General features: G+C 72.4%; 6 protein-coding genes. 3 read left to right on the top strand and 3 right to left on the bottom strand.

What is annotated here, in order from left to right; all coding sequences use genetic code 11:
- Positions 1-18: 18 nt before the first annotated feature.
- Positions 19-837, bottom strand: a complete 819-nt coding sequence (locus tag D7W81_RS06315) for a glycerophosphodiester phosphodiesterase family protein (RefSeq protein ID WP_120554411.1) — start codon at positions 835-837, stop codon at positions 19-21.
- 160 nt (positions 838-997) lie between these two features.
- Between D7W81_RS06315 and D7W81_RS06310 the strand changes: the two genes are divergently transcribed.
- The 3 genes from D7W81_RS06310 (at position 998) to D7W81_RS06300 (ending at position 6,018) form a co-directional block, all read left to right on the top strand.
- Positions 998-2,059, top strand: coding sequence for a hypothetical protein (locus tag D7W81_RS06310; RefSeq protein WP_120554410.1), 1,062 nt, complete (start codon positions 998-1,000; stop codon positions 2,057-2,059).
- A 219-nt stretch (positions 2,060-2,278) separates the two neighbouring features.
- The gene (locus D7W81_RS44025; RefSeq protein ID WP_120554409.1) at positions 2,279-5,053 is read left to right on the top strand and encodes a serine/threonine protein kinase; all 2,775 of its coding nucleotides are present in this window, start codon (positions 2,279-2,281) and stop codon (positions 5,051-5,053) included.
- Between the two features lie 158 nt (positions 5,054-5,211).
- Positions 5,212-6,018 (top strand): hypothetical protein, encoded by an 807-nt coding sequence (locus tag D7W81_RS06300; protein WP_244227004.1) that lies wholly within the window; start codon positions 5,212-5,214, stop codon positions 6,016-6,018.
- 61 nt (positions 6,019-6,079) lie between these two features.
- Here D7W81_RS06300 and D7W81_RS06295 read toward each other — a convergent pair whose 3' ends face one another.
- On the bottom strand, positions 6,080-7,267 hold the full coding sequence (locus D7W81_RS06295; RefSeq protein ID WP_120554408.1) for a hypothetical protein: 1,188 nt from the start codon (positions 7,265-7,267) through the stop codon (positions 6,080-6,082).
- A gap of 23 nt (positions 7,268-7,290) precedes the next feature.
- Complete coding sequence (locus D7W81_RS06290) at positions 7,291-8,853, bottom strand: hypothetical protein (protein WP_208721192.1); 1,563 nt, start codon at positions 8,851-8,853, stop codon at positions 7,291-7,293.
- Between the last annotated feature and the right edge of the window lie 45 nt (positions 8,854-8,898).

Here is an 8,898-nt window from a genome sequence, read left to right as displayed (position 1 = left end):
GGCATGGAGCCCAAAGGCTTAACCCGGCTTTCCAGGGGCGTCCATTCGCTGGCGGAGGAGGTCGGGCCGGTCGGTCATGATGCCGCCGATTCCCTCCGCGATGAGCCGGTCCATCTCCGCCGGATCATCCACGGTCCACACGTTGATCCACTTGCCCCGCTCGGCCACGGCCTTCAGCAGCACGTCGTCCACCAGCCGCACCTCGCCAAAGTACAGCGGCATGTCGAGCACGCTGAAGCGCGCATCCTCCGGCGGCGTCTCGCCTGCCTTGAGCGCCAGGATGAACGCGGCCAAAGCGTCGCGCGGATAGAAGTGGCACGCGTCAGGCAGCTTTTCGTGGAGCCGCTCCGCGATGACGTCCTGCTCGCTGCCCAGGCACACGCGGCCCAGGGCCCCTTCCCCGGTCAGCAAGCGGGCGAGCACGTCCTCCGCGCCGGGCACGTCCGGCTTGAGCTCCACGTTGAGGCGCAGGGACGGAAAGGCGCGCAGCACCTCGCGCAGCGTGGGCAGGCGCACGCCCTGGCCCCGGAAGGGGAACGTGCGGCCCTCGTCCGGCGTGAAGCGGTGGCCCGCGTCCAGCTTCTTCAGTTGCGCCAGCGTGAGCGCCGCGAGGGGGCCTTCTCCGTCGGTGCAGCGCTCCAGCGTGTCGTCGTGCGCGACGATGACCTCGCCGTCGCGCGATAGGTGCACATCCAGTTCAAGCATGTCCGTGCGGTGCGTGTGGACAGCGCGCTGGAAGGCCTCCAGCGTGTTCTCCGGCGCGACCAGCGCTCCGCCGCGGTGCGCGATGTGCAGCGTGGGCTTCAGACCCTGCAAAAACGTGTCACGCGGCAGCATTGATCCACCTATTCCTGAATTGACTGCGATGTCTCGGACAGGGGCCCGGTCCGTTCCTTGCCGGCCCCCGTAAGCGGCCGGTATAAGGGCCTGAATCCTCAGCCCGACCGGCGTCGGACTTCAAGAACGCGGCGCCCCTCACCCCCCCGGAGAGATACGAATGGAACTGCGCAAGAAGCTGGGCGCTGCGGCCCTCCTGGCTGCCGCGGCAATGGCCACGGCGGCCGGCTGTGGCGGTCGTGACGATGACAACCCCACGCCCACCCCGGACGCCGGCTGTACGGGCGTGTGCAGCACGGACGCGGGGACGGACGCGGGAACGGACGCGGGCACGAACACGGACGCGGGTACCGGCGACGCGGGCACGGCCAACCAGATCGCCGCGACGCGCAAGCTGTCGTTCGGCGCCAAGTCGACGCTGCGCGACGTGGTCATCTCGGGGGTCCACTACGAGAAGCTGGGCACCAGCGCGGAGTGGCGCTCGTACTTCTGGGTGACGGATCCGGCCGCTCCCAAGGAGGGCCTCTTCATCCACAAGTTCTACTCGGACAAGCCGAACACGTATCACCCGCAGGTCGGCGATACGGTGGACGTCGAGGGCTACTTCGGCACGGAGCCGAACAACGCGCCGTTCAGCGGCCGCCGCCACCACCTGGCCAATCAGCAGACTCCTCCGGTGCCCCTGGCCATCACGCCCAAGCTCACGGACGCGGGTACGGCGAACCTGCCCCCGGCCAACGAGGTGACGGTGGAGCAGCTGACGGCGTCGCTCGCGGCGGCCCAGAACAGCGCGGCATACCTGGGAACGCGCGTGCACCTGGCGGGTCCGCTCACGCTGACCAACCCGCAGCCCTCCCAGCTCCAGCGCCTGGACAACGAGGACGCGGGCACCCTCTTCTACGGCTTCGAGGTCACCGGCGGCATCCTCGTCTACCACGACAAGACGCGTGACCGGTCCGACGGCGGCGTTTCGGGCTGCGACTACCAGAAGGCGGCCCTGGATGGCGGCTCGGTGACGTTCCCCAACGGCATCACGGGTGTCTGGGATACCTACACCTTCGCGGGCTGCCTCAACGGCAGCTCCAACATCACCAGCTGCGGCGGCAGCGGCAATGACCGGGACAGCGGCGTGCCGGGCACCAACCAGCGCTACACCTACACCCTCATCCCGCAGGGCTGCGAAGACCTGCCGGGCGAGGTCGCGGGCGCGGTCATCGAGTAGTCCCTTCCGCCTGACGCTTTTCCAACTTCCGCCTCCCAGGGCCTGCTCGCCCTGGGGGGCGGTCGTGTTTCAGGGGCCGGGGCCCGAAAGTTCGCGCGGTTCGCCGGGCCTGCCTAGAGTCCGCCCCGGGCGGGTCCGACGGCTCCCCCCGGGGCGGGAATGCAGGTAGGCTCCGGACACGGTTCAAAGTTCCACCCGCGGCCCGCACCCTCCACGTCCTTGAGCTCGCCCCAGACGGCCACCCCGTTCGGAAAGTACCTGCTCATCAAGCGCCTCGCGCTGGGTGGGATGGCGGAGCTGTTCCTGGCGCACAGGCCGCCGGACCCCACGCTGGTGGTCATCAAGCGGATCCTCCCGTACCTCTCCGAGGAGCCGGAGTTCGTCCAGATGTTCCTGGACGAGGCGCGCATCGCCGCCCAGCTCCACCACCCCAACATCGTGCAGGTGCACGAGCTGGGGAAGGAGGGGGACAACATCTTCATCTGCATGGAGTACGTGGAGGGCGTCGACCTGCGCCGCGTGCTCATGGAGGAGCACAAGTTCGGCGCTTCCATGCCGTACGGCGTCGCGGCGAAGATCTGCGCGGCCATCGCCGCGGGCCTGGACCACGCGCACTTCAGCCGCGGCGTGGATGGGCGCCCCCTGGAGCTGATCCACCGGGACGTCTCTCCGCAGAACGTGATGCTGGCCTACGACGGGCGCGTGAAGCTCGTGGACTTCGGCATCGCCAAGGCCGGCGCGTTCATGGAGCGCAGCAAGCCGGGCGTCATCAAGGGGAAGTTCCTCTACCTGTCGCCCGAGCAGATCATGCAGGAGCGGCTGGACCACCGGGCGGACATCTACGCGCTGGGGGTGATGCTCTACGAAATCACCACCGGCAAGCAGCCCTTCCACCGTGCCACCACGGAGGGCATCCTCTACGCCATCCGCTACGAGGAGGCGACGCCGCCGCACCTGGTGCGCCCGGACTACCCGGAGGACCTGTCGCGCATCGTGATGCGGTGCCTGGTGAAGGACCGCACGCAGCGCTACCAGCGGGCCTCCGACGTGCGCCACGACCTGGAGGCCTTCCTGGCCTCCGGCGTGCTCAAGCAGAGCCTGGACGTGACGGGGTACATCGCGCGGCTGTTGGGGGCGAAGGAGGAGCGCACCGTGCTCCACATCCCCCCGACGAAGCGCGCGGGCCGGCACGAGGCCACCCTGCCGCTGCCGTCGCTGCGCACGCCGCTGCCGCCCCCGGTGCCGGACCTGCCGGAGGACACCGCCGCGCGCACGCTGCCCCTGGCGGACGCGGAGGAGGACACCGCCGCGCGCACGCTGCCGCTCACCGAGGACACGGCGGCGCGCACCCTGCCGCTGACGGGAGACGAGGACACGGCGGCGCGCACGCTGCCGCTGGGAGGCACGGCGTCGCAACCCCGGGGGGCCTCGGCGCTGACACCGGCGGGGCTGGTGGCCCGGCCTCCTCCCGCGCGCCGGCCCACGGCGGAGGCCGCCGCGCTGCGTGCCTGGGACGCGGAGGAGCGCGAGCCCGAGACGCAGATGGCGCGGCCGCGCGAGCTGCCCACGGGGCACGAAGACGACGAGGACGACGACGGCGAGTCCACCGCCGTCGGGACGATGCCCGGTGCGCCCACGCCGCGCCGCCACCTGGAGCCCGTGTTCGAGGCGGAGGCCTGGGACGAGGAGGCGCAGGAGGAGGACGAGGACGCCGACTCCACCGTGCCGCTGCGCGCGCGCCGTCCCCGGCCCGCCCCACCCGCACCGGCGCGGCGGGGCGGCCCTCCAGAGCCCACCGCGCGCTCCGGACCGCCGGGTGAGCGGAGGGCCCCGGACCGTACACGGCGCCCGTCGTCCGGCGTGGCCATGCCGCGGGGGACTGGTGCGTCGGATGATCCCTTCGCGCCCACCCCGCGCCGCACGCCGCCGCACGCGCCCGCGGATCGCGCCTCGACGCCGCCTCCGGCCCCGCGCCGGTCGGGCATTGCGCCCGCCGACGATGGCCGCTCGGAGCCGCTGTCGTCCGGTCCCCGGCGCATGGGGGACGACGGGCGCGTGTCGCAGCCTCCGGGCCCTCGCCGGGGAGCCTCGCCGACCAGCGACGCGAACCGCTCCGCGCCGCCCGGAAACCCCGGGGCCCGCAACGTCCGCCCACCACCGCGGCCGTCCCCTGCGGACGACGAGCGCTTCGCCACCGACCCGGGAGCCTCCGGGATGAGCCTCACGGGGCCGACGCCCGTGACCATCGGAGATCCGGACGACGACGAGTCCACCATCGGGTTCCATGCGCCGCGCCGGCCGCCCCCCCGGCGGGCCGTGCGCGCCCCCGTCGCCGTGGACGAGGGCTCCGACGACGTGGGGCCCGACACACTCGACTCCTCTGGCTCGCTGACGCGCTCGCGCAGGGCCGCGCTGGTGGTGGTGGGCGTGTTGCTCGTCGCCGTGCTGGGGCTGGGCGCCGCGTGGATGATGGGCCTCTTCAGCCCCGAGGCGCAGGCTCCTCCGGTGCCCATGAAGCGGCCCCCCGCGGGAGGCCCGGTGCGGCCCGGCCCCCAGGGCACGGCCCCGGTGAAGGCGCCCGCGCCTGTTCCCGCGGAGGTCGCGCCGCCGAAGCCCACGCAGCCCGTCCTCGCGGAAACGGCCCAGACGCCGGACGCGGGGCTCGCGGTGGCCGCGACGGGAACTGAAACCGCGGCACCGCCCGCCGTGGAAACGGTGGCGTCGGCCGAGCCCGCCAGACCCGCCGAGCGCGCCGAGCCTCAGGCCCCCGCCACCGTGGATGTCCGCTTCGACGCTCCGGTGCGCACCGTGCTTGGCCGGCCGGGGGGCGGGAAGCTTCCCATCAACCAGGTGGTCGCCCTGGCTCCCGGCCCGCTTCGCGTCCAGTACACCTGCCCCGGAAAGCGGGCACCTCGGGGTATTGAGACCTACAACATCCGACCTGTAACCGGGGAACTCCAGACGCTCCGGGTCCCATGCCGCAGGCGACGCTAATTGGCACGGCGACTTACGCGTATGCGGCATCGGCCCCCCCCGGAGGACACGTAGGACCGGGTAAGCTTGAGTGCCCTTAAGTCGTTGGAATTCCTTGGCTTTCCACCAAGCGAGCGCGTTTACACATGTCAGAGGGGTCCGTAGACTCCGGCCCCTCTATGGCTCGCGCGAACAAGCGGAAGAACATCAACCGACAGAGGACCTACCCCGCGGGGAGGGTGGCCCGGCAGCTCCCGGTCGCCCCGGAGCCCAACCGACTGGTGAAGGTGTGGCGGCGCGTGTTGGAGCGCCGGCTGCGCACGCGGCTGCGGGGGAAGGTGGCGGTGGAGATTCATGACAACACCCACACGATGCTGACGTTCCAGCGTCAGCGGGCGCTGTGGCGGCTGCGGCTGCACCACATGTTCCTGGCCGCGCCGGACGACGTGCTCCAGGCGCTCGCCAGCTTCGTGCGCAAGGGGGACGCGGACGCCAGCGCGCTGCTGGACCGCTACATCGAGCGCAACCGCATCTTCATCCGGCGGCTGTCCCCGGCGCAGATGCGCAAGCGGCTGCGGATGACGCCGGTGGGGCGCTACCACGACCTGGGGCGCATCTATGAGCGGCTCAACGAGCGCTACTTCCAGAGCCGCATCGACGCGGCCATCACCTACGGGCCGGCGCCCCGGGTGAAGGGTCCGCGCAAGAGCATCAAGATGGGCTCGTACTCGGCGGACTCGAAGGTCATCCGCATCCACCCGGCGTTGGACCAGCCGCTGGTGCCCCGGTACTTCGTGGAGTGGATCGTCTTCCACGAGATGCTGCACCACGTCTACCGCGCCCGCCGGGGCGAGGACGGCCGGCGCTGCATCCACCCGCCGGAGCTGATGGAGCACGAGAAGCGCTTCCACGACTACCAGCGGGCGCTCGCGTGGGAGCGGGAGAACCTGGACCTGCTCCTGTGCGCCCGCACGGAACAGCTCTGACGTGAAGTGGGCCCGCTCCCGGGGCGCTCTCAAGGCGCTTGGGGACGCGGGCCCTGCGCCGTCAGGGGAGGATGAGGCCGCCGGGGCTGCGCCGCTCGTTCGTGGGGCCCTCCGGTGGCTCTCCGGGGGCCGTGGCGGCCTGCGCGGCCTGCGCCTGGGCTCCGGCCGCGGCCAGGACCACGACCTTGGCGAAGAGCGTCTCCGCGAAGCGTGAGAAGGGCTCGTCGAGTCCGTGGAAGAGGCGCCGTGCCTCGCCCCTCGCGATGTCCGCCTGGAGGGCCCGCCCGGTGGCGTCGAAGAAGGCAGCCATGCGCCACAGGCGGCGCGCGTAGCGCTGGCGCACCTCCGGGGTGAAGAAGGCCCGCGCCGCGTCCAGCACCCGCTGCCGCACCTGCTCCTGGCGCTGCGCACCGCTCAACGCCAGGGGGCTCGAGGCCAGCGCCTGCACCTGCTCCATCAGCGCGCGCACCTCCGCGTCGGGCGGCATCCACTCCGCGAGCTCCGGCGTCGCGTGGAGCTGATCGCCCTCCAGGGCACGACGCACATCGTCAGGCTCGGGGGAGGGGAGGGGCTCCGGCTCATGGACGGGCTGCACGCCGTGGTGGCGCAGCGCGGCCTCCAGGTCCGGCGGGAAGGGCGTGCGGGTGCGCAGGTTGAGGGCCGCAGCCTCCGCGAGCAGCCGGGCCCCCTCCTCGCGGGAGACCTCCATGCCGAAGCCGTTCTGCAGCCCGTGCTTGAGGATGCGGCGGATGTCCCCCCGGCTCTGCTCCGTGCGGTTGAGCTCCAGCACACCCTGCTCATCCGACGCGATGACCTGGAGCAGCTCCACGCCGCCGCGCACCACGCGCGTGAGCAGCAGGCCGTACTGCCCCGCCGACGACACCAGGGTCACCAGCGTGGGCAGCGTCTCCGGGGCTGGAGCCGGAGGCGCTGGCTTGGGGGCCTCCGGCGGGGTGACGCCGCGCGAGCGCAGCCGGTAGAGCGCCTTCTTCGCGGCCTTGGCCAGCGGCTTCACCGGCGATGCGGACAGGGTCTCCGGCAGCGCCACATGGCCCGCCAGCACGGCGGCCTCCAGCACCGCGCCCGCCAGGGCCTCGGGCAGCGCCTCCACGCTCGCGGCGGACGCGGAGCCCACGTCGCCCGCCAGCTTCCGGGCCTGCTCGACGTCCGCCTCCGGGAAGGCGGGCAGGGGCGTGCCGGCGCGCAGCGCATCCAGCAGGGGACGGGGCTCGGTGGAGGCAGGGCTCATGCGCCGTGTTTCTACTTCACGCGCTACCGCCGCCGCACCAGCCAGCTCCCCCCGGCCTGTCCCACGATGACCAGTTCCGACTGCAACCGTCCGCCGAAGACACGCGACGGATGCACCCCGCGCACGAGGAAGTGGTCGTACCAGCTCCCCTGCGTCGCCTGGTCCAGCTCCTGGGGCCGCCACTCGGACGGGAAGGTGGGCGGCACCTCCCCCCGGTAGCGCAGCGGCGAGTGCGGCGTCGTGGCGAAGGTGAAGTTGGGCACCCCGCCGCGCTCGCGCGCCACCACCGCCGCCGCGTGGATGAAGACCGGGAAGCGCACCACGCTGGAGCGCGGGTCGAACACCAGCCCCATCACCTTCGGCCGGTTCGCGGCGAAGCCGGACAGCACCTCCAGCTCATGGGCCTCCCCGGAGAAGCGCTGGAAGCCGCGCCCCATCACGAAGGCCAGCAGCAACGCGCTCGCCGCCGCCGCCATCCCCAACGGCCGCCGCCATTCCGCGCGCGCGGCCGGCATGCTCGCCACCAGCAGCGCCGCGGCCAGGTGCGCGTAGCGCGTGTTGAGGTAGTAGACGTAGCCCCGGATGTCGAAGGGCAGGAGGAAGTAGAGCGCCAGCGCCAGCACCCCCAGCCCCAAGAGCCGCCAGCGCGCCACCGGACCCTCGCGCCGCGTCCCCGGCCCCATGACGCCCAGCACCCAGCCCGCCACCGCGACCGCGCCCACCGCGTACAGCGGCCACCGGTCCGAACCGTCATGGAACGTGTTGGCGAGCACCTGGAAGAACTCGGCGCGGTTCTGCTCGAAGCCCTTCCACGCCAGGTTCTGCGGCGAGAACGTGGGCCCCCACGCCTTCCACGGCGCGCCCGGCTGGATGTCCGGCGGGTTGCCGAACCGGAGCACCACCCAGGACAGGAACAGCGCCACACCCGGCACCACGCCCAGCAGCGCCGGCACGCGCGGCCGCAGCCGGGCCGCGACCCCCTTCGCCGCCGCGTCCTCCGGCACCGGCGTGGTGAGGAGCAGCCACGGCAGCCCGAACGCCAGGAACCCGAAGGCCTGCACGTGGAAGAGCAGCACCGCCACCAGGCACACCGCCAGCCCCACGCCCCAGCGCGGGCGGCGCGGCGCGTCCGTCAGCGTCCGCACGAAGAGGCCGCAGCACAGCAGCGTCAGCGGCAGGGCCGCCAGGTAGTTGATGAAGCCCCAGCCGAAGCTGTCCCCGTACGCGAGCGGCAGCGTGAGCAGCGCGGGCCACGACGGCCGCCCCAGGCTGCGCAGGAGGAACGCCATGCCCAGCGGCATCCCCACCACGTACGCGGTGAGGAAGACGCGGTTGGCCAGCTCCAGCGGCAACAGCCAGTTGAGCGCGCTGACGAGGTAGTAGTAGCCCAGGTAGGGCGTCAGCTCGTGCCGCGCCGCGAACAGCGTGGGGTACAGCGTCGTCGGGTCGTCCAGCCGGTGCAGCACCGAGATGAGGTACAGGTGCTGCGGCAGGTCCACCATGGGCAGCAGGCGCGACACCCAGAGCGGGAGCGCCCCCAGGACGAGCGCGGCGGCGAAGGCGATGCGAGCGGTTCGGTTCGTCACGGGCAGGAGGGCGCGGACTGTACGCGCGCGCCCCCGCGCCGGGCG

This window comes from Corallococcus aberystwythensis, assembly GCF_003612165.1.
GTDB classification, from domain to species: domain Bacteria; phylum Myxococcota; class Myxococcia; order Myxococcales; family Myxococcaceae; genus Corallococcus; species Corallococcus aberystwythensis.
Note: the sequence above shows the minus strand (reverse complement) of the source record. Positions and strands in the feature narration are given on the sequence as shown.

Excerpts from the sequence above, each read along its gene's own strand:
- D7W81_RS06295 (WP_120554408.1), bottom strand. The coding sequence starts at position 7,267 with ATGAGCCCTGCCTCCACCGAGCCCCGTCCCCTGCTGGATGCGCTGCGC.
- D7W81_RS06315 (WP_120554411.1), bottom strand. The coding sequence starts at position 837 with ATGCTGCCGCGTGACACGTTTTTGCAGGGTCTGAAGCCCACGCTGCAC.
- D7W81_RS06300 (WP_244227004.1), top strand. The coding sequence starts at position 5,212 with ATGGCTCGCGCGAACAAGCGGAAGAACATCAACCGACAGAGGACCTAC.
- D7W81_RS06310 (WP_120554410.1), top strand. The coding sequence starts at position 998 with ATGGAACTGCGCAAGAAGCTGGGCGCTGCGGCCCTCCTGGCTGCCGCG.